The sequence below is a fragment of the Mesorhizobium sp. M0139 genome, assembly GCF_040322455.1.
Taxonomy (GTDB): Bacteria; Pseudomonadota; Alphaproteobacteria; order Rhizobiales; family Rhizobiaceae; genus Mesorhizobium.
In genome coordinates, this window is sequence record NZ_JAMYTN010000005.1 from 1 (window position 1) to 19,016 (window position 19,016).

The window sequence follows — 19,016 nt, forward strand, 5'->3', positions numbered from 1 at the left end:
CCGACCACACCACCAACCAAACACTCCGTCGCCGCCTCCCGCGAAAGTCTTCAATCACACCCTCTCTTCCCCCCCCCCCCCCCTGGGGCAGCGGCCCCACGAAAGAGCAATTTTGCTCTTTCGTCGGGGTGGGGGTCTTGGCTCCTACCTCTGTTATTCGCGGGAGCGCTGGACCGACGTTAGTTGGCGCTGCACCCCCACCCCGGACCTGCGGTCCGACCCTCCCCACAAGGGGGATGGTAAGCGGAGCTACTCCGCCGGCTCGACATTGGCGTACGCCGCTTCCTCAAGCTCCCGCTTCAGCCTCGCTTCCTCATGCGTCTTCGGCGTGACGAAGCGGCCGAGCAGGAGGTAGGCGACCGGGGTCAGGAACAGCGTCGAGACGGTGGCGAGACCCAGCCCGCCGACAATGACCCAGCCGAGCGCGATGCGCGCTTCGGCACCGGCGCCGGCGGCCAGCACCAGCGGGACCCCGCCGAGAATGGTGCAGATCATCGTCATCATCACCGGCCGCAGGCGGATGATCGAGGCCTGCTCGATCGCCTCGCGCACGCCGAGGCCGCGGTCGCGCAGCTGGTTGGCGAATTCGACGATGAGGATGCCGTTCTTGGCCATGACGCCGACCAGAAGCACGAGGCCAATCTGGCTGTAGGCATTGAGGCTGGTGCCTGACAAAAGCAGCGCAAAGATTGCGCAGGCAAGGCCGAGGGGGACCGTCGCCATGATGATGACGGCGCTGACGAAGCTTTCGAACTGGGCGGCGAGCACCAGGAGGATGATGACCAGCGCGAAGCCGAAAATGGTGATCATGGCGCTGTTGGTCTCGCCGAGCGTCGCGGCTTCGGCCAGCGGCAGGACGCGGCTGCCCGGCGGCAGCAGCGGGGCGGCGATCTGCTCGGCAACGCCGAGCGCGTCACCCAGTGCGAAATTGCCGTTCAGGTTCGAGGTGATCGCCACCGAAGGCTGCTGCTGTTCGCGGGTCAGCGACGGCGGCACGGCGCGCTCGGTCAGCGTGGCGATGGTCGACATTGGCACGAAGCGGCCGTCGGCGGTCTTCAGGAAGATGTTTTCCAGATCGGTCGGATCATTGATCGGGTTGGTGGTCGAGACCAGCTTCACGCCATAGCTGCGGTCGGCGATGTAGACATCGACGACATCGTTGCCGTCGAGCATCGCCTGCAAGGTGTTGGCGAGACCCGATATGTCGATGCCGAGATCGGAGGCGCGCTCGCGGTCGATCGCCACCGCCAGCTGCGGCTGCGTCGGGTCGATGGAAAGCCGCGGCGTCTGGAAGCGCGGATCGGCCTGCATCCGGGCGATGATCTTCACCGCCGCGTCGCCGAGCGCCTTGCGGTCGTTGCCGACCAGCGCGAATTGCAGGCCGTTGCCGGCGCCGCGAATGCCGAGGCTATTGGCCTGCACCGGGAAGGTGCGCACGGATGGCACCTGCCGGGTCAGCTGGCTTATCTGCGCCATGATCTCCTGCTGGCTGCGCGTGCGCTCGTCCCACGGCGCCAGCGTCATCACCATGAAGCCGGAATTGTAGGCGCCGTTCTGGCCGGCGTTTTCGAAGGTCGAGACGATCTCGCCGGAATCGCGCAGCGGCTGGATCAGCCGCTCGATCTTCTGCATCTGCTGCGTGGTGTAATCGAGGCTGACGCCTTGCGGCGCGTTGATGCGCAACAGCACGACGGCGCGGTCCTCGCTCGGCGTCAGTTCCTGGCGGATGGTGCCGAACAGGCTGAAGGCGACGCCCGCAAACAGCACCGCAACCAGCAGCACGATCCACGGCGCGCCGAGGCAGGCATGCAGGGCGCGCTTGTAGGCCGCGTTCAGCGCGCCACCGACGCGCGCGCCAATGCCGTGACCGCCTTCATGGTGGAGCGATGCGCCGGTCAACATGCGCGAGGCCAGCATCGGGCACAGCGTCAGCGCCACCACGCAGGAGAGCAGCACCGACATGGCGAGGACGAAGCCGAATTCCCGAAACAGGCCGCCGGTCTGTCCCGGCAGGAAGGAGATTGGCACGAAAACGGCAACGAGCGTCAGCGTCGTGGCGATGACGGCGAAGAACACTTCGTGGGCGCCGAGCACGGCGGCGGCACGAGGCCCCATGCCTTCGTTGCGCCGTCGCACGATGTTTTCCAGAACGACGATGGCGTCGTCGACGACAAGGCCGGTCGCCAGCACCAGCGCCAGAAGCGTCAGGATGTTGATGGAGAAGCCGGCGAGATAGATGGCGGCGATGGTGCCAATCATGGCGACCGGCATTGACAGACCAGGGATCAGCGTCGCGCGCCAGTCGAGCAGGAAGATGTAGATGACGATCAGCACCATGGAGATCGACAGGCCGAGCGCGATCTCGACCTCGTGCACGGCGCCGTTGACGAAGACTGCGTCGTCGCTGGTGATCTTGATCGACATGCCCTTGGGCAGGTTTTCCTGCAGCTTGGCGACGGCTGCCTTCACTCCGGTGGAAATATCCAGCGTGTTCGATTCCGCCTGGCGGATGATGCCAAGGCCAATGCCGGTCTTGCCGTCGGAGCGCAACGAGGTCTGGCCGATGTCGGGACCGAGCGTGACGGTGGCGACGTCGCGGATGCGCGTCGTGCCGCCGATGATGATGTTTTCGAATTCTTCCGGCGTCGTCACATCGGCCGTGGTGCGGACGATGAGATCCTGGTTGGTGGTGGTGATCGAACCGGCTGGTGAATCGAAAGCGACCGAGGCAAGCGCTGCCCTCAGATCGGCGACAGTGAAGCCGAGGCTGGCGAGCTTGTTCTGGTCGACATCGATGCGGAAGATCTTGTCGCGGTCGCCATAGACCTGAACGTCGGCGACGCCGGGCACGGCAGCCAGTTCGTCCTCGATCTGGTCCTGGACAATCACCGTCATGTCCTGCACCGACATGGTGTCGGAGGTGACGGCCAGTCGCATCACGGCATCGGAATTGGCATCGGCCTTGACGATGCGCGGCGGATCGGCGGTGTCCGGTATCATGTTGGCGACACGGCCGACCGCGTCGCGCACGTCGGAAGCGGCGACGTTCAAATCGACGCCGTCGTTGAACTCGATGGTGACGCGGCTCTGGCCGAAGGACGAGGTCGACGAGATCGACTTGACGCCGGATACGCGCGCGACCGCACCCTCGATGGTGTCGGTCAGTTCACGGTCGACGGTTTCGGCGGCGGCACCCTCGAAAGCCGTCGACACGGTGACCACGGCGCGGTCGACATCGGGGAGTTCGCGGATTTCGACGCCGTAGAAAGCGGCAAGGCCGGCCACTGCGATCAGCGTGTTCAGCACGAAGGCCATGACCGGCCTGCGGATGAAGAGAGCGGTAAAGCCGGTTTCGTTGGCGGTGCTGACAGGCGCGGTCATGAGCCTTCGGCCGCGTCCGCGGCCCGCTGATCCTGGCCGGCGATGCGGACCGCGCCGCCTTCGCTGACGCTCTGGGTGCCCTCGGTCACAACCATGTCGCCATCCTCGATCTCGGCGTCGATCAGCACCGTCTCGGTGTTGCGCTGGATGATGCGCACGGGAACGCGCCTGGCCTTGCCGTCCTCGATCTGCCAGACATAGGCGCCGTCGGAACCCCACAGGATTGCCAGCGGGCTGACGGCCGGATAGGTGTCGCCGGGGAAGCGCATGGTGATGCCGAACGACATGCCGGCGCGCAGCGAATCCGCCGGATTGGCGATTGCAGCCTTGACCAGCAGGGTGCGGCTCTTTTCGTCGATGTGGTTGTCGATGGCCGACACAGTGCCGGTATAGGCCTTGCTCGGATTGGCGATCGGCGTCGCCGACAGTTGCGCGCCGACCTTGACGGCGGCGGCGAAGCGCTCGGGCACCAGGAAATCGACCAGGATGGAGGAGCGGTCGTCAAGCGTGGCGATCGCCGACTGGCTGGTGACGTAATTGCCGGCCGATATCGGCAGGATGCCGACCGTGCCGGCGATAGGGGCGACGATCGAACGACGCTGCAAGGCGAGTTCGGCATCCTGCAGCGCCAGTTTGGCGCCGGCCAGCACCACTTGGGCATCGGCGACGGCGACCGGGGTCGCGGCGTTGGAGGCCCTCAATGATTTCACCCGCTCGAGCTTGTCCTGGGCATCCTGCAAGGCAAGCTTGGCACGATCTTGCGAGATCACCTCGGTCTCGGAATCGAGAACAGCGATGATCTGCCCCTTGTCGACGCGGGTGCCGGATTGGACGAGAAATTCAACGAGGCGCCCAGAGCTGTATGGGTTGACCGTCACCGAGGCGTTGGCGCGGCCGGTGCCGATCGCCTGCAGGCGATCGTTGATGGTGGCGGTGGTCGCCGGCAAGGCGACGACATTTGCCGGGCGGCCGGCAGCGTTGCGGCCGCCTGCCTGTTTTGTCGTGTCGACCGCACCGGTTGTGGCGGGCGCCGAAGGATAGGTCCAGTCGATGCCCCAGCGTGCTAGAACCTCCGGCGCGCCCGGGAAGAATCGCGCCCAGGCGAGGACAGCCGCGACCAGGATCACAAGCGCAAAAACGATCTGTTTCCAGGCGACCATCGACACTCCGGTTGGCAAAACGTCTACCGGTTTCGCCAAGCAAAAAAACGCGCAGCGACGCACCCAGTATGTGCGAAGCCGCCACAATATCATGGCTTTATGGCAATTCTGCCGCTTCCATGCACATTAAATCTGCGTAATTTTGCGCACCTGCGGCGGGGATTGAGCGTGTCAGCGCAGGCTTTCGAGGTCGCGGATGCGCCTGGCGCTGTCGGCCTCGAGCTGCCTGGTGACGGCGCCGATCAGCGTCTCGGCGACAACGAACAGAGCGGCCGAAGAGTCCCACGCCGAAGGCACGGCGGTGCGTCCGGCAATGACATGGCGGGCGAAGCGGGCGATCGGCGATAGCCACTGGTCGGTGAACAGCACGATCTGAACGCCGCGCTGATGCGCGGTCTGGGCAAAGCGGACCAGACTGTCCTGATAGCGCCTGATGTCGAAGATCACCAGCACGTCGCGCTTGCCCATGTCGATCAGCCGGTCGCGCCAGATGCTCTCCTGGCCGGCAAGGTGATAGACATCGGGCTGGATGATGGCGAGATGGGCGGCCATGTAGCGTGCCAACGGATCGGTGAAGCGGCCGCCGATCAGGAATGTCTTGCCGCGCCGTTCGGCGAGCCTTTCGGCGATGTCGGCAAGCTGTCTGTCGGAGAGATGCCTGAAGGTCTCGCGCATATTGTCCAGCGTCGCCTCCAGCATTGGCGATACTGCACCGCTTGGGGAGGCCGGGTTGAGCGTGCGCGATGCCGGCGATTGCAATTGCGCCGCCAGTTCGTCCTGCAGCGCCGACTGGAATTCGGGATAGTTCTGGAACCCCAGCCTGGAGACAAAGCGCAGGATGGTCGGCGACGATACGCCGGCGGCGGTCGAGAACTCGGCGACCGTCTTCAGCCCGATCAGCGGATAGTTCGCAATCAGTGTCTGCGCGGCGCGGCGCTCGCCGGCCGGCATCGTGCCGATGCGGTCCGAAATCAGTTCGGCAATGCTGGAAATCATCGTTTTCCCCACCCCTGAGCCCGTCCAGACCGCTTCCCCGAAATCGCATTTGACAAAGCCGGACAAACTGTATGAAATCATCCACAGGGACGCAATGAGGCAAAATACGTAACATAAGATACAGCGCTCCCCAGGGGACGGCAGACTATGGAGAGAGCACGGCCCGCCAGCCTTGCATCGTCTGATACCGTAGGGGTGACGAACCCCGGCGGGTCCAGCCCTTTCGTGCTGACCTGCGACCACGCTTCCAACTTCCTGCCGTCCGAATTCGGCACGCTTGGCCTGCCGGCCGAGGACCTCTCCCGCCACATCGCCTGGGACCCCGGCGCGCTGCCGGTGGCGCGCCGCATCGCGACCGCCCTCGATGCGACGCTCATCGAAACCCGCATCTCGCGCCTGATAATCGACTGCAACCGTCCGCTCGACGCACCGGACCTGGTGCCGCCGGTCAGCGAGACGACGGCCATTCCGGGCAATGCCGGCCTGTCGGACAGTGAGCGCGCCGAGCGCATCGCTTTGTCGTGGCGGCCGTTCCACGACACGATCGCATCGATCATCGACGACCGGCAGGCGCGTGGGCAGGAGACCCGGCTGGTGTCGGTGCATTCCTTCACCCCGGTCTACAAGGGCAAGAACCGGCCCTGGCATATCGGCATCATCCACGATGACGACCGCCGGCTGGCGTCGCCGCTCATAGCGGCGCTGCAGCGGCTCTCCGGCGTCACTGTCGGCATCAACGAGCCCTATTCGCCGGCCGACCGCGTCTATTTCACTTTGGAGCGCCATGCACGCTCGCGCGGCCTTGCCTGCGCAATGATCGAAATCCGCAACGACGAGATCTCCGGCGAGACCGGGCAGCGGAAATGGGCGGATCTGCTCACAGGCATTTTTTCTGACCTGGAACCCGAGGAGGCCAAGGGTTCCCGGCGACACGCAGTGGGAAAGTCAGTTCAATCGGCCAGCTAGAAAAACAGGGGACGAAAATGGCAGGACCGGACAAATCAGACGCTGAAAGATCGGAGGATGTAAAAACCCTCCATAGCATGGGCTATGCCCAGGAGTTGGCTCGCCGCATGAGCGGCTTCTCGAACTTCGCTATTTCCTTTTCGATCATTTGCATTCTGGCGGGCGGCATCACGTCCTTCCCGCTGGCCATGGCGACCGGCAGCGGCTTCGAGGCGACTGTCGGCTGGGTCATCGGCGGCGTCTTTGCACTTGTCGTTGCCGCGTCCCTTGGCCAGATCGGCTCGGCCTACCCAACGGCCGGCGGTCTCTACCACTGGTCGTCAATTCTCGGCGGGCGCGGCTGGGGCTGGGCCACGGCCTGGATCAACCTGCTCGGCCTGGTCTTCGTCGTCGCCTCGGTCAATGTCGGCGTTTATGCGCTGTTCAAGGACCTTGTCTGGTCCGGCGTGTTCGGTCACGACGTATCCGCGTGGGGCTATCAGGAGCAGGTGATCGGCGTTGTGATCATCACGGTCGCGCAGGCGCTGATCAACCATTTCGGTATCAGGCTCACCACCATGCTGACGGATTTCTCGGGCTACCTCATTCTGGTCGTCGCCGTCGTGTTGACCGCGATGTTCCTGATCTGGGGCGCAAGCTGGGATTTCTCGCGGCTCACCACCTTCGTCAACAACACCGGTGATCCAGGCGCAGGCTACGTTCCGACCGCACGGACGGCACTCGTCGCCTTCCTGATCGGCCTGCTCTACCCACTCTACACCATCACTGGCTTCGACGCTTCGGCCCACACGTCCGAAGAGACCCACAATGCCCGCGTGGCGGTGCCGCGCGGCATGATCCATTCGGTCCTGTGGTCGCTGGTGTTCGGCTTCGTCATGGCCGTTTCGTTCGTACTGGCCAGCCCCGATCTGGCAGCGACGGCCAAGGATGGCGCCAATGCCTGGTTCAATCTCTTCAACAACCTGCCGGCACCATTCCTGCTGAAGAGCATCATTGCCATCGCGATCGTGCTGGCGAACTTCATCTGCGCTCTTGCCGGACTGACGTCGACCTCGCGCATGATCTTTGCCTTCGCGCGTGACGGCGGCCTGCCCGGTTCGTCGGTGTGGAAAACCGTCAGCCCGACATGGCGCACGCCGGTGGCGGCGATCTGGCTCGGAGCGGTGCTCGCGGTCGCAGCGACATTGTACTCGCCGGCTTTTGCCGCACTGGCGGCCGGCTGTGCATTGTTCCTCTACGTGTCCTACGCCATGCCCGTGGCCGCCGGCCTGCTTGCCGAGGGCAAGAGCTGGACCGAATTCGGCCCGTTCCGCCTCGGCATCTGGTCCAAGCCGTTCGCCGTCATCACGGTGCTTGGCGTTCTGGTGCTGATGTATGCCGGCATCCAGCCGCCCTTCGACATCCTGATCAACTATGCCATCGGCCTGATCGTTCTGCTCGTGGTGCTGTGGTTCGGCATCGAATCGCGCCGCTTCAAGGGCCCGCCGATCGGCGCCGACATTGCTCGCCGCGCTTCCGAGATCGCGGCCGCGGAAGCAGCCGTCGGCCAGACGGCAGGCTAACAGCAAAGACTAGATGCTCCGGCCGGTGCAAGCCGACCGGGGCAGGGCCGGCCAGCTAAGAACGCAAAGGGGACTACAATGGCAGCACCGGGTTATTCAGACACAGACAAGGCGGAAGACGTAAAGCACCTCCATTCCATGGGCTACGCCCAGGAACTTGAGCGGCGGCTAAGCCGCTTCTCCAACTTCGCCGTTTCCTTCTCCATCATCTGCATCCTGTCGGGCGGCATCAATTCGCTGGCGCAGGCAACGTCGGGCGCCGGTGGCATCGGCATCGGCATCGGCTGGCTGGTCGGCTGCTTCGTCTCGCTGACCTTCGCGGTCGCCATGTCGCAGATCAGCTCGGCCTATCCGACGGCCGGCGGCCTCTATCACTGGGGTTCGATCCTCGGCAATCGCGGCACTGGCTGGGTGACGGCCTGGCTCAACCTGCTCGGCCTGATCACCGTGCTCGGCGCCATCAATGTCGGCACCTGGACGTTCTTCATCGGCGCCTTCGGGCCGACGCTCGGCATCGAGGGTACGCTGACCAATCAGATGATCTTCCTGGTCATCATCACCGGCGCCCAAGCGCTGATCAACCATCTCGGCATCAAGCTGACTGCGAAGTTGACCGACTTTTCGGGTTACCTGATCTTCTTCGGCTCGATCCTGATTGCTGTCGTCTGCCTGTTCTCCGCCGAGACCTGGGATTTCAGCCGGCTCTTCACCTTCCACAACTACTCGGGTGAGGCCGGCGCCAGCGTCTGGCCGTCCGTCTCGAACGCCTGGGTGTTCGCTCTCGGCCTTCTGCTGCCGATCTACACCATCACCGGCTACGATGCTTCGGCACACACTTCCGAGGAAACCATCAAGGCGGCCTCATCGGTGCCGCGTGCGATGGTGATGTCGGTTATCTGGTCGGCGGTCTTCGGCTATTTGTTCCTGGCCGCCTTCGTACTGATGATCCCCAACATGGACGACGCCGCCAAGCAGGGTTGGAACGTGTTCTTCTGGGCCTTCGACCAGCGCGTCAGTCCCGGCCTCAAGGAGTTCGTCTACCTCGTCGTGTTCATCGCCCAGCTGTTGTGCGGCCTCGCAACCGTCACCTCGGCTTCGCGCATGATCTTTGCCTTCTCGCGTGACGGCGGCCTGCCGGGCTCGTCTGCACTGGCCAAGGTCAGCCCGACCTATCGCACGCCGGTGGCGGCGATCTGGACGGCGTCGGTCCTGTCGGTGCTGTTCGTCTGGGGTTCGACGCTGGTTTCGGTCGCCGGCACCTCGGCCTACACCATCGTCGTGTCCTGCACCGTCATCTTCCTGTTCCTGTCCTTCACCGTGCCGATCGTGCTCGGCATGGTGGCCTGGGGAACGCCGAAGTGGGACAAGATGGGACCGTGGAACCTGGGCCGTGGCATCTTCATGCTGTTCGGCGTTCTCTCGATCGTGTCGATGATCCTGATCTTCATCATCGGCATCCAGCCGCCGAACGACTGGGCGCTGTACATCACCGTCGGCTTCTTCATCCTGACGGCGATTGTCTGGTTCGCCTTCGAGCGCAATCGCTTCCAGGGCCCGCCGCTGGGGGACATCATCGCGGCACGTCAGGCAGCGATCAAGGCCGCCGAACAGGCGGTCGGCGAAACCGGCCACTGACGTCACCATCATGGCCATGGCCGGCGTGCAGCCGGCTATGGTTTCGTCCTCAACGACCAAGCACTGGAGTGCCAAAGGAAATGGCCGGAAATTTCTCGTTCGATCAGTTGAAGAAAGCGGTCTCCAGTGGCGAGATCGACACGGTGCTGGCCTGCATCGTCGACATGCAGGGGCGGCTCGCGGGAAAGCGTTTCCTGGCGCAGTACTTTGTGGATTCTGCTCATGACGAGACGCATGGCTGCAACTATCTGCTCGCCGCCGACATCGATATGGAGCCGGTGCCGGGCTACAAGGCGGCAAGCTGGTCGAAGGGCTATGGCGACTTCGTCATGAAGCCGGACCTTGCGACGCTGCGGCGGATTCCGTGGCTGGAAAAGACCGCGCTGGTGATCTGCGACGTGCTCGACCACCACACCCATGACGACCTTCCGCATTCGCCGCGCGCGATGCTGAAAAAGCAGGTCAAGCGGCTCACCGAACGCGGCTATATCGGCTACTTCGCCTCCGAGCTCGAATTCTACCTGTTCAACGAGACCTACGATTCCGCCCGCAAGAAGCACTGGCAGGGGCTCGACACCGCGTCGCCTTATATCGGCGACTACCAGATCGGCATCACCACCAAGGAAGAAGGCGTCATGCGCCGGCTTCGCAACGAGATGGAAGCGGCGGGCATCCCGATCGAAAACTCCAAGGGCGAATGGGGCCCGGGCCAGGAAGAGATCAATGTGCGCTATGCCGAGGCGCTCGACATGGCGGACCGCCACGTCATCCTGAAGAACGGCGCCAAGGAGATTGCCGAGTCCGAAGGCAAGTCGATTTCCTTCATGTCGAAATACAATTACGGGCTCGCGGGCAACTCCAGCCACATCCACAATTCGCTGTGGAGCGCCGATGGCAAGACGCCATTGTTCTTCGACAAGAAGGCGGACTGGACTTTGTCCACGCTTGGCCAGCAATGGGCGGCTGGGCAGCTCAAATACGCCAGGGAGTTTACCTGGTTCCTGGCGCCCTACATCAACTCCTACAAGCGCTTCCAGGCCGGCACCTTCGCACCGACCAAGATCATGTGGAGCGAGGACAACCGCACCGCCGGCTTCCGCCTGTGCGGTGAGGGCACCAAGGGCATCCGCATGGAATGCCGCATCGGCGGCGCCGACCTAAACCCCTATCTCGCTTTCGCGGCGCTGATCGCCGCCGGCCTTGCCGGCATCGACGAGAAGCTCGAACTGCAGAAGCCGTTCGTCGGCGATGCCTACCAGGCCTCGCGCCTGCCGGAGATCCCGAAAACGCTGCGTGACGCCACCGAGACGCTGGCCAAGTCGAAGATGCTGAAGCAGGCGCTCGGCGACGATGTGCTCGAACATTATGTCCACACCGCAAAGTGGGAGCAGTTCGAATACGACCGCCGCATTACGGATTGGGAACTGCACAGAGGGTTCGAGCGGTACTAAAACTTTATACAGCTTTAATGTTGACAATGTGGTGAAGTTAGTACCATATGGCCTGTAAACTGCAGTGCGCTACATTGAGGAGTTTGCAATGTCCAAATATGCGCCGCTCAAGGACTTTCTCATTGCCCAGAATGTCGATCGCGTTCCGATGTCGTTCGCCGAAATCGAGAGAGTGCTCAATCTGCCGCTGCCCGCATCGAAGCAATACCCTGCATGGTGGAGCAACAATCCGAGCAACAATCCCATGACAAGGGAGTGGCTTGAGGCTGGGTTCGAGACCGAATCCGTCAATATAGGGAGTGGGAAACTGGTATTTCGCCGCGTTCGCAAAGAGCCCATTTCGGCGCCGCCCAGTGGTAGCGTGCCTGCCGCGCCAAAGGAGGCGCGCGCGGATCGCCACCCCGGTTTTGGTTTCATGAAGGGCCTAATAACGATCGAAGCCGGATTTGATATCACCAAACCTTTCGATGACGAGCCATGGGACCGGGGCTATCTGGGCGGTGAGGCTGACGCGCGTGACGGCAAACTTGCGGTGCGTAAATGAGCGAAGGGCCAAACCTGCTTCTGGATACATGTGCGGTGATCTTTGTCGCCAACGATAGTCTGATCGATCCGCACGCAAGCCGGGAGATTTCGGAAGCGGCCTATGACGGCCGTCTGTATCTTTCACCGATGTCGGCATGGGAGATCGGAATCGGCGTAGCCAAGGGTCGGCTCAATCTGCCATTGGCACCACTCGACTTCGTGGAGCGATTCATCGAGCGAATGTCGGCAAAGCTCAGCGCTATCTCACCAGCCATTCTGATTGCGTCATCCAACCTGCCCGGTCCGCCTCATGGTGATCCCATCGATCGGATACTGATGGCAAGTGCGAGAGCGTTGGACATGGTTCTGGTGACGCGTGACGAGCCCATCCTTCGCTATGGCCGCAATGGCCATCTGCGCACCCTAGCCTGCTAACTTGGAGTATCCTTTGGAAACCGTAAAACTCAAATCGCCCATCGATGGTTCGATTTACGCCGAGCGGCCGATCGCGACCGACCAGGCGATCAATGCCGCGGTCGAGCGCGCCAAGGCGGCGCAGGAGAAGTGGGCGCTGACACCGATCGTCGAGCGCGGCAAATTTATGCTGGCGATGCTCGAAGCGCTGGTCGCGATGACCGACGAGATCGTGCCGGAGATCGCCTGGCAAATGGGGCGACCGGTGCGCTATGGCGGCGAGTTCGGCGGCGTCAGGGAACGCACCAATTACATGGTCGAGATCGCTGAAGCCGCGCTGAAATCCGTGCCGGCATCCAACCCGAAGGACGGCTTCCGACGCTATGTGAAGAAGGATCCGCTCGGCGTCGTCATGGTGATCGCGCCGTGGAACTATCCCTATCTGACCGCCGTCAACACCATCGTGCCGGCACTGATGGCCGGCAATACCGTTATCCTCAAACATGCGGCGCAGACGCTGCTGGTCGGCGAACGGTTCCAGCAGGCGTTCGACAAGGTTGGGCTGCCCAAGGGCGTGTTCCAGAATGTCGTGCTGAACCATGCCCAGACCGAGAAGCTGCTCGGCTCGGGCAAGATCGACCATGTCAATTTCACCGGTTCGGTCGGCGGCGGCCGCGCCATCGAGAAGGCGGCGGCCGGCACCTTCATGACGCTCGGGCTCGAACTCGGCGGCAAGGATCCGGCCTATGTGCTGCCCGACGCCAAGCTCGACCATGCGGTGGCCAATCTGGTCGACGGCGCCTTCTACAATTCCGGCCAGTGCTGCTGCGGCATTGAGCGCGTCTATGTGCATGAGAAGGTCTACGACCAGTTCGTCGAAGGTTTCATCGCCGAGACGAAGAATTATGCCGTCGGCAATCCGCTAGAACAGGCGACGACAATGGGGCCGATGGCGCAGGCGCGCTTTGCCGACCTGATCCGCGAGCAGAAGGCCGAGGCGCTGCGCAAGGGTGCAATCGCACACATCAATATGAAGGTGGCTAACGACAAGGCCGGCTCGCCCTATCTGGCGCCGGAAGTGCTGACCGGCGTCGACCACCAGATGAGCGTCATGCGCGAGGAAAGTTTTGGCCCGATCGTCGGCATCATGAAGGTGCGCAACGACGAGGAGGCGATCGCGCTGATGAACGACAGCCCCTACGGGCTGACCGCTTCGATCTGGACCGACGATATCGAGCATGCGGTGGCGATCGGCGACCGCGTCGAGACCGGCACCGTGTTCATGAACCGCTGCGACTACCTCGATCCGGCGCTGGTCTGGACCGGCGTCAAGGACACCGGCAAAGGCGTCGCCCTTTCGGCGCTCGGCTACGACAATCTGACCCGGCCGAAATCCTTCCATCTGCGCGAAGCCATCTGATTTTTTGAAAGACAAGACATGTCCAAGCTGATCTCCAAATGGAACTACCCGACCACCGTCCGCTTCGGTGCCGGGCGCATCAAGGAACTGCCTGAGGTGCTCGCGGCCACCGGCATTAAGCGGCCGCTTTTCGTCACCGATCCGGGGTTGGCGAAACTGCCGGTCGTCGCTTCGACGCTGAAAATCCTCGACGACGCCAAGGTATCCTATGGCGTGTTCTCCGAGGTGAAGCCGAACCCGGTCGATTCCAACCTCACCGCCGGGATCGCCGTGTTCAAGAAGGGCAAGCATGACGGCGTCATCGCCTTCGGCGGCGGTTCAGCGCTCGATCTCGGCAAGCTGATCGCGTTCCAGGCTGGCCAGACGCGGCCGATCTGGGACTTTGAGGATGTCGGCGACTGGTGGACGCGCGCCAATTCGGATGCCATCGCGCCGATCATAGCCGTGCCGACCACTGCCGGCACAGGCTCGGAAGTCGGGCGTGCCGGCGTCATCACCAATGAGGCGACGCACACCAAGAAGGTGATCTTCCATCCGAAGCTTTTGCCGGCAATCGTCATTGCCGATCCGGAACTGTCGGTCGGCATGCCCGGCTTCATCACCGCCGGCACCGGCATGGATGCGCTGGCGCACTGCCTCGAAGCCTATTGCGCGCCGGGCTATCACCCGATGGCCGACGGCATTGCGGTGGAAGGTGTGCGCCTGGTGTTCGAGAACCTGCCCAAGGCCTACGCCAACGGCAAGGACCTTGTCGCGCGCGCCCACATGATGAGTGCGGCCGCCATGGGTGCTGCCGCCTTCCAGAAGGGTCTTGGCGCCATCCACTCGCTGTCGCATCCGATCGGCGCGCTCTACGACACCCATCACGGCATGACGAATGCGGTGTTCATGCCCTATGTCTTGGCCTTCAATCGCGACTCCATCGAGGAGCGGATTGCCCGGCTCGCTGCCTATTGCGGCATCAAGGGTGGCTTCGACGGCTTTGCCAAAGCGATCATCAAGCTGCGCAAGGAATTGAAGGTGCCGCATGCGCTGCCCGATCTGATCAAGGGGCTCTACATGGACAAGAAGCGCAAAGGGCTGATCGCCGACATGGCGGTGGTCGATCCGACCGCCGGCGGCAACCCGGTCAGGCTGACCAAAAAGGCGGCGCTGACGCTGCTCGAGAACACTATCGCCGGCACTGTCTGAGGCGGTTTCTGCGCCGGACGTGATCTAAAAACGAAGGGAAAGGAAGGGCAAGGGGGCAAAAAGCAAGGCTATAAACCATTAGCCGGGAAATTAAGTGCAGGCTAATTGCTACAGCCTGTTAAAAAGAGTTAACTTTTCGTGCCGCCGGGCGCCTGTTTCAAAAAGCTTTCATCTGGCTGTCACACGAAATCGATACCGCATCGCAGGCGTCCAGGACGCCAGTTCAACGGAGAGAACACATGTTCAAGTTTACAGGGAAAGTGCTTTCCCTTTCGGCCGTCGCCCTCATGGCGACTTCTGCTATCTCGTCGGCCCAGTCCATGGACGAACTGGTTGCCGCTGCGAAGAAGGAAGGCCAGCTCACCACCATCGCGCTGCCGCATGACTGGTGCGGCTACGGCGCCGTCATCGACGGCTTCAAGGCGAAGTATCCTGAGATCACCATCAACGAACTCAACCCCGATGCCGGCTCCGGCGACGAGGTAGAGGCGATCAAGGCCAACAAGGACAACAAGGGCCCGCAGGCGCCCGACGTCATCGACGTCGGCCTGTCCTTCGGTCCGACCGCCAAGGCGGATGGGCTGCTGATGCCCTACAAGGTGTCGACGTGGGACTCGATCCCGGACAGCGCCAAGGATGCCGATGGTTACTGGACCGGCGACTACTATGGCGTGCTATCCTTCCTGGTGAACAAGGACCTCGTCAAGGAAGCGCCTGCTGACTGGGCTGACCTGCTGAAGCCGGAATTCGCCAACACCGTGGCGCTTGCCGGCGACCCGCGCGCCTCGAACCAGGCCATCCAGGCCGTCTACGCGGCCGGCATTTCCGGTGGTGCGGCTGCCGGCGAAGCTGCTGGCACTGCTGGTCTCGACTTCTTCAAGAAACTTAACGCCGCCGGCAATTTCGTGCCGGTCATCGGCAAACCGGCGACCCTGGCACAAGGCCAGACGCCGATCCTGGTGACCTGGGATTACAATGCACTTGCCGGTCGCGACACGCTGAAGGGCAATCCGCCCGTCGACGTCGTCGTGCCCAAGACCGGTGTCGTTGCCGGCGTCTATGTGCAGGCGATCAGTGCTTTCGCACCGCATCCGAACGCTGCCAAGCTCTGGCTGGAGTATCTCTACTCCGACGAAGGCCAGATCGGCTGGCTGAAGGGCTATTGCCACCCGATCCGCTTCAACGATCTTGCCAAGAACGGCAAGCTCCCGGCGGACGTGATGGCCAAGCTGCCGCCGGCCGAGGCTTACGCTGCCGCGGTGTTCCCGACGCTGGACGAGCAGGGCAAGGCAAAGGAAGCCGTCACCAAGAACTGGGATGCCGTCGTCGGCGCCAACGTCAAGTAAGGCTTGAAACCAACCGGGCGGCCTCGCGGCCGCCCGGTGTTCCTCGGAGACGGTAGCCGGCGCATGACAGATATCTCGCTTTCCGATCACGCAGTTGCCGGGAAGACCGCGCCCCCCAGCGAGGCGCGTGCAATGCGACTGCCGACGCAATGGCTCGGCGTTGCGCCATTCTTCATCTTCGCCATCATGTTCCTGATCCTACCCACGCTCTATCTGATGCTGGGTGCATTCCAGAACGATGCCGGCGAATTCACGTTCGAAAACATAGCAGCACTGGCGCAGCCATCGATTGTCGCCGCCTACTGGATCTCGCTCAAGGTCAGCCTTTCCTCGTCGCTGATCGGCGCCTTCGCAGGTCTCGGCATCGCCATCGCCATCGTGCGCGGCGGCCTGCCGGAGTGGATACGTTCGGCGACGCTGACATTCTCCGGCGTGGCTTCCAATTTCGCCGGCGTACCGCTGGCCTTCGCCTTCATCGCCACGCTCGGACGCCTCGGTCTCGCCACGGTGCTGCTCAACACCGTGTTCGGCCTCAACATTTATGCGCACGGCTTCAACATCCTATCGTTCTGGGGCCTGACGCTGACCTATGTCTATTTCCAGATTCCCCTAATGGTGGTCATCATCACGCCGGCGATCGACGGCTTGAAGAAGGAGTGGGGCGAGGCTGCGGCGACGCTTGGCGCCACCCAGACGCAATACTGGCGCATGGTGGTCATCCCGGTGATCTGGCCGAGTTTCCTCGGCACGGTCATCCTGCTCTTCGCCAATGCCTTCGGCGCCATCGCCACCGCCTATGCGCTGACCGGCTCTTCACTCAACATCGTGCCGATCCTGCTCTATGCGCAGATACGCGGTGACGTGCTGCACAATGCCCATCTCGGCTATGCGATCGCCTTCGGCATGATCGTCATCACCGGGCTGGCCAATGTCTTCTACATTTGGTTCCGGACGCGCTCGGAGAGGTGGCTGAAATGAAGTCCGGAAAATTCTGGGCCTGGGTCGTCTTCGGGCTGGGCGCGGCCTATTTCTTCATTCCGCTGATCGCGACGGTGGAATTTTCCTTGCGCATGCGGCGCGGCGCTTATTCCTTCGACGCCTATCAGATCGTGCTTGGCGACCCTCGTTTTCAGGCGACCTTTGGCTACTCAGTGCTTGCCGCCATCTTCACCATCATTCTGGGCGTGTTGATCGTGGTGCCCGCCGCCTACTGGATTCGACTGCGCCTGCCGCAACTGCGGCCGATCGTAGAGTTCATCACGCTGCTGCCGCTGGTCATTCCCGCCATCGTCATCGTCTTCGGCTATATCAGGATGTACGGTTCGAATTCGCCGCTGCCGTTCCTGGCCACCGACATGGGCACAAATGCCTTGCTGGTCATCGGCTATGCAATGCTGGCGCTGCCCTACATGTATCGCGCGGTCGATACCGGACTGCGCACCATCGACGTCAGGACGCTGACCGAAGCGGCGCAGATCCTTGGCGCCGGTTGGGGCACGATCATTGGTCGTGTGATCCTGCCCAATGTGCTGATCGCCGTGCTGTCGGGCGCCTTCCTTACCTTCGCCATCGTCATTGGCGAATTCACCATGGCCAGCTTGCTCAACCGGCCCGCCTTCGGCCCCTATCTGCAAAACGTTGGCGCCAACCGCGCCTATGAGCCGGCGGCGCTTGCCATCATCGCCTTCGCCATCACCTGGGGCTGTATGTCGCTGATCCAGATCCTGTCCCGTTTCGCGCCGAGATCGGCGAACCGCCCGAACTGATCGACAAAGTACTGATCGAAAGAAAAAGCCATGGCCGAACCATTCCTCTCCATCCAGCATGTGCGAAAATCCTTCGGCGCCACCACCGTGGTCGAAGATTTCAATCTTGATGTCGAGCCGGGCGAGTTCGTTTCCTTCCTTGGGCCATCGGGTTGCGGCAAGACCACCGTGCTGCGCATGGTCGCCGGTTTCGAAGAGCCGTCGGCGGGCAAGATCGTCGTCGCAGGCAAGGACATCACGAGGCTAAAGCCCAACCAGCGCAATGTCGGCATGGTGTTCCAAGCCTATGCGCTGTTCCCCAACCTGACGGTGGCGCAAAACATCGGCTTTGGCCTGAAGGTCGCCGGCATGCCCAAGGCGGACATCGACAGACGCGTGGCCGAGATGCTCGACATCATCAAGCTGCCGCAGATGGCCGACCGCTATCCCTACCAGCTTTCCGGCGGCCAGCAGCAGCGCATCGCGCTGGCGCGTGCCATCGCGCCGAAGCCGAAGCTGCTTTTGCTCGACGAGCCGCTGTCGGCGCTCGACGCCAAGGTACGTGTGTCGTTGCGCGAGGAAATCCGCTCGATCCAGAAGAAGCTCGGCATCACCACCATCTTCGTCACCCATGACCAGGAAGAGGCGCTGTCGATCTCCGACCGCATCGCGGTGATGTATGGCGGCAAGGCCGAGCAGGTCGGCACGCCGTTCGAGATCTACAACCGGCCGGCGACCAAGTTCGTCGCCAACTTCGTCGGCACGCTGAACGTGCTCGAAGGCAAGGTCACTGACGCCGCGGCCGGCACGGTGCAAGTCAACACGCAGGAAGTCTCGCTCAAGGGCAAGCTCAACGGCTCGAAGTCGGGCGACACGCTGTCGCTGGCGCTGCGTCCCGAGGCGATCTCGCTCGGACGCCAGCCCGGTCGCGATTCAAGCCTGTCGGGCGAAATCTCCGAAGTGCACTTCCTCGGCTCGGTCATTCGCGTTCGCGTCGGCATCGGCGGCAACACGGTGTCGCTCGACACCTTCAACAGCCCGGCCACACCACCGCCGGCTGTTGGCGAGAAGGCGGAGATATCGTTTTCATCGAGCGACATGCTGGTGCTGCACTAGTAAAAGCAGCATCCCAAGGGAACCGAGACGGTCGAATCAGGCCAGCGCGATGAACGGCCGTATCCTGCCAAGGTCGGGCGTTTGCTGGACAATCAACAGCATCTTGCC

15 protein-coding genes are annotated in these 19,016 nt (G+C 62.6%); 12 read left to right on the top strand and 3 right to left on the bottom strand.

What is annotated here, in order from left to right:
* Positions 1 to 249: 249 nt before the first annotated feature.
* The 3 genes from NKJ58_RS09440 to NKJ58_RS09450 form a co-directional block, all read right to left on the bottom strand.
* Positions 250 to 3,381, bottom strand: a complete 3,132-nt coding sequence (locus tag NKJ58_RS09440) for an efflux RND transporter permease subunit (RefSeq protein ID WP_352853034.1) — start codon at positions 3,379 to 3,381, stop codon at positions 250 to 252.
* Positions 3,378 to 4,541: an efflux RND transporter periplasmic adaptor subunit gene (locus tag NKJ58_RS09445; RefSeq protein ID WP_352518396.1), complete on the bottom strand. Its 1,164-nt coding sequence runs from the start codon at positions 4,539 to 4,541 to the stop codon at positions 3,378 to 3,380. The genes NKJ58_RS09440 and NKJ58_RS09445 overlap by 4 nt, the downstream gene beginning before the upstream one ends.
* A 171-nt stretch (positions 4,542 to 4,712) precedes the next feature.
* Positions 4,713 to 5,537 carry a MurR/RpiR family transcriptional regulator gene (locus tag NKJ58_RS09450; RefSeq protein WP_023817249.1) on the bottom strand — a complete coding sequence of 275 codons (825 nt, stop codon included), beginning with the start codon at positions 5,535 to 5,537 and terminating at the stop codon, positions 4,713 to 4,715.
* Positions 5,538 to 5,684: 147 nt separating this feature from the next.
* Here NKJ58_RS09450 and NKJ58_RS09455 point away from each other — a divergent pair, with 147 nt between their 5' ends.
* The 12 genes from NKJ58_RS09455 to NKJ58_RS09510 all read left to right on the top strand — a co-directional run bounded on the left by NKJ58_RS09455 (position 5,685) and on the right by NKJ58_RS09510 (position 18,908).
* Positions 5,685 to 6,503 carry an N-formylglutamate amidohydrolase gene (locus NKJ58_RS09455; RefSeq protein WP_023817250.1) on the top strand — a complete coding sequence of 273 codons (819 nt, stop codon included), beginning with the start codon at positions 5,685 to 5,687 and terminating at the stop codon, positions 6,501 to 6,503.
* A gap of 17 nt (positions 6,504 to 6,520) precedes the next feature.
* The gene (locus tag NKJ58_RS09460) at positions 6,521 to 8,065 is read left to right on the top strand and encodes an amino acid permease (RefSeq protein ID WP_023686444.1); all 1,545 of its coding nucleotides are present in this window, start codon (positions 6,521 to 6,523) and stop codon (positions 8,063 to 8,065) included.
* A 78-nt stretch (positions 8,066 to 8,143) separates the two neighbouring features.
* Positions 8,144 to 9,700, top strand: a complete 1,557-nt coding sequence (locus tag NKJ58_RS09465; RefSeq protein ID WP_023691841.1) for an amino acid permease — start codon at positions 8,144 to 8,146, stop codon at positions 9,698 to 9,700.
* A gap of 80 nt (positions 9,701 to 9,780) precedes the next feature.
* Positions 9,781 to 11,151, top strand: coding sequence for a glutamine synthetase family protein (locus NKJ58_RS09470; protein ID WP_023701008.1), 1,371 nt, complete (start codon positions 9,781 to 9,783; stop codon positions 11,149 to 11,151).
* A gap of 88 nt (positions 11,152 to 11,239) precedes the next feature.
* Complete coding sequence (locus tag NKJ58_RS09475; protein ID WP_023671165.1) at positions 11,240 to 11,695, top strand: DUF7662 domain-containing protein; 456 nt, start codon at positions 11,240 to 11,242, stop codon at positions 11,693 to 11,695.
* Positions 11,692 to 12,111, top strand: coding sequence for a type II toxin-antitoxin system VapC family toxin (locus NKJ58_RS09480; protein WP_027049802.1), 420 nt, complete (start codon positions 11,692 to 11,694; stop codon positions 12,109 to 12,111). The genes NKJ58_RS09475 and NKJ58_RS09480 overlap by 4 nt, the downstream gene beginning before the upstream one ends.
* A gap of 13 nt (positions 12,112 to 12,124) precedes the next feature.
* Entirely contained in the window at positions 12,125 to 13,510 is a 1,386-nt protein-coding gene (locus NKJ58_RS09485; RefSeq protein ID WP_023691838.1) for an aldehyde dehydrogenase family protein, read from the top strand.
* An 18-nt stretch (positions 13,511 to 13,528) separates the two neighbouring features.
* Complete coding sequence (locus NKJ58_RS09490; RefSeq protein ID WP_352518395.1) at positions 13,529 to 14,701, top strand: iron-containing alcohol dehydrogenase; 1,173 nt, start codon at positions 13,529 to 13,531, stop codon at positions 14,699 to 14,701.
* A 239-nt stretch (positions 14,702 to 14,940) separates the two neighbouring features.
* The gene (locus NKJ58_RS09495) at positions 14,941 to 16,047 is read left to right on the top strand and encodes an ABC transporter substrate-binding protein (RefSeq protein ID WP_023814634.1); all 1,107 of its coding nucleotides are present in this window, start codon (positions 14,941 to 14,943) and stop codon (positions 16,045 to 16,047) included.
* A 63-nt stretch (positions 16,048 to 16,110) separates the two neighbouring features.
* Complete coding sequence (locus tag NKJ58_RS09500; RefSeq protein WP_023671170.1) at positions 16,111 to 17,025, top strand: ABC transporter permease; 915 nt, start codon at positions 16,111 to 16,113, stop codon at positions 17,023 to 17,025.
* Positions 17,022 to 17,813, top strand: coding sequence for an ABC transporter permease (locus tag NKJ58_RS09505; protein ID WP_023671171.1), 792 nt, complete (start codon positions 17,022 to 17,024; stop codon positions 17,811 to 17,813). The genes NKJ58_RS09500 and NKJ58_RS09505 overlap by 4 nt, the downstream gene beginning before the upstream one ends.
* A 30-nt stretch (positions 17,814 to 17,843) precedes the next feature.
* Positions 17,844 to 18,908: an ABC transporter ATP-binding protein gene (locus NKJ58_RS09510; RefSeq protein ID WP_023683214.1), complete on the top strand. Its 1,065-nt coding sequence runs from the start codon at positions 17,844 to 17,846 to the stop codon at positions 18,906 to 18,908.
* The last annotated feature ends 108 nt before the right edge of the window (positions 18,909 to 19,016 follow it).

Excerpts from the sequence above, each read along its gene's own strand:
- NKJ58_RS09490 (WP_352518395.1), top strand. The coding sequence starts at position 13,529 with ATGTCCAAGCTGATCTCCAAATGGAACTACCCGACCACCGTCCGCTTC.
- NKJ58_RS09510 (WP_023683214.1), top strand. The coding sequence starts at position 17,844 with ATGGCCGAACCATTCCTCTCCATCCAGCATGTGCGAAAATCCTTCGGC.
- NKJ58_RS09505 (WP_023671171.1), top strand. The coding sequence starts at position 17,022 with ATGAAGTCCGGAAAATTCTGGGCCTGGGTCGTCTTCGGGCTGGGCGCG.
- NKJ58_RS09445 (WP_352518396.1), bottom strand. The coding sequence starts at position 4,541 with ATGGTCGCCTGGAAACAGATCGTTTTTGCGCTTGTGATCCTGGTCGCG.
- NKJ58_RS09475 (WP_023671165.1), top strand. The coding sequence starts at position 11,240 with ATGTCCAAATATGCGCCGCTCAAGGACTTTCTCATTGCCCAGAATGTC.
- NKJ58_RS09480 (WP_027049802.1), top strand. The coding sequence starts at position 11,692 with ATGAGCGAAGGGCCAAACCTGCTTCTGGATACATGTGCGGTGATCTTT.
- NKJ58_RS09440 (WP_352853034.1), bottom strand. The coding sequence starts at position 3,381 with ATGACCGCGCCTGTCAGCACCGCCAACGAAACCGGCTTTACCGCTCTC.
- NKJ58_RS09500 (WP_023671170.1), top strand. The coding sequence starts at position 16,111 with ATGACAGATATCTCGCTTTCCGATCACGCAGTTGCCGGGAAGACCGCG.
- NKJ58_RS09455 (WP_023817250.1), top strand. The coding sequence starts at position 5,685 with ATGGAGAGAGCACGGCCCGCCAGCCTTGCATCGTCTGATACCGTAGGG.
- NKJ58_RS09470 (WP_023701008.1), top strand. The coding sequence starts at position 9,781 with ATGGCCGGAAATTTCTCGTTCGATCAGTTGAAGAAAGCGGTCTCCAGT.
- NKJ58_RS09460 (WP_023686444.1), top strand. The coding sequence starts at position 6,521 with ATGGCAGGACCGGACAAATCAGACGCTGAAAGATCGGAGGATGTAAAA.
- NKJ58_RS09450 (WP_023817249.1), bottom strand. The coding sequence starts at position 5,537 with ATGATTTCCAGCATTGCCGAACTGATTTCGGACCGCATCGGCACGATG.
- NKJ58_RS09495 (WP_023814634.1), top strand. The coding sequence starts at position 14,941 with ATGTTCAAGTTTACAGGGAAAGTGCTTTCCCTTTCGGCCGTCGCCCTC.
- NKJ58_RS09465 (WP_023691841.1), top strand. The coding sequence starts at position 8,144 with ATGGCAGCACCGGGTTATTCAGACACAGACAAGGCGGAAGACGTAAAG.